Here is a 726-nt window from a genome sequence, read left to right as displayed (position 1 = left end):
TGGTGCTTTTTGAACTGTTGCAAGCGCTCTTTTAATGAAGAGGATTTAAGTGGAGCGCGGTCGGGTAAACTAAAATTTAAGCGCAAAGGAGCGCTTGGATTGTAGGGGTAACTCGTGGGGCCTTTTGCGCCCATGAGCGGATGCCAAATCAACAGGGTTTGGTTTTCTATTAATGGGCTGTTCAATGCTAACGTTACCTTACCATCGCTATCTGCAACAGATTGCACAGGCGCGTTGCTCAGGTATATGTAGCCTTTCATGCTGTCGTGAATATTACAGCCTAACTCCACAATACCTTCGCGTTGAAATACCACCGGCGGCGCGTCTTTATCACGATACAGTTTGAGCTCAAAATTATTTGGCTCGGAAAAGGAATACACATGGTGTCGGGTTTTATCGCTGTTTGGAAAAAACACCTGTTTACCGGTAGGCACTAGACTGACGTGTGGTACAAATTCCAAATTTATTTGATCGATAGCATAGCTAATCGGCTCGTTGCCAGCGGTTGCAACCGCTGCTTGCGAAGGAACAATCACCACAGTATTAGGTGCAGGCTGACCGCGGCTATCGACAATCTGCAGCAATAACATTTCACCCGTTTGAGCGAGCGAGATTTGCACATAGCAAGTGACGTAGAGTACCGTCAAACCCAGCAAACTAGATCGGATGAAACTCTGCCTAGTGATCAAAATAGGAACCATGGCCTTGCCTTTATTGAAGATTACC

At 46.3% G+C, this 726-nt stretch carries 1 protein-coding gene; it reads right to left on the bottom strand.

Annotation, left to right across the window (positions count from 1 at the left end; translation table 11 throughout):
- Nucleotides 1-620 (bottom strand): cupredoxin domain-containing protein (locus ACFQEU_RS17085; protein ID WP_379784094.1); only part of this gene is annotated, 620 nt, incomplete at its 3' end.
- Nucleotides 621-726: the final 106 nt, after the last annotated feature.

Source organism: Halorubrum tibetense, from assembly GCF_042661865.1.
Classification (GTDB): Archaea; Halobacteriota; Halobacteria; order Halobacteriales; family Haloferacaceae; genus Halorubrum; species Halorubrum tibetense.
Note: the sequence above shows the minus strand (reverse complement) of the source record. Positions and strands in the feature narration are given on the sequence as shown.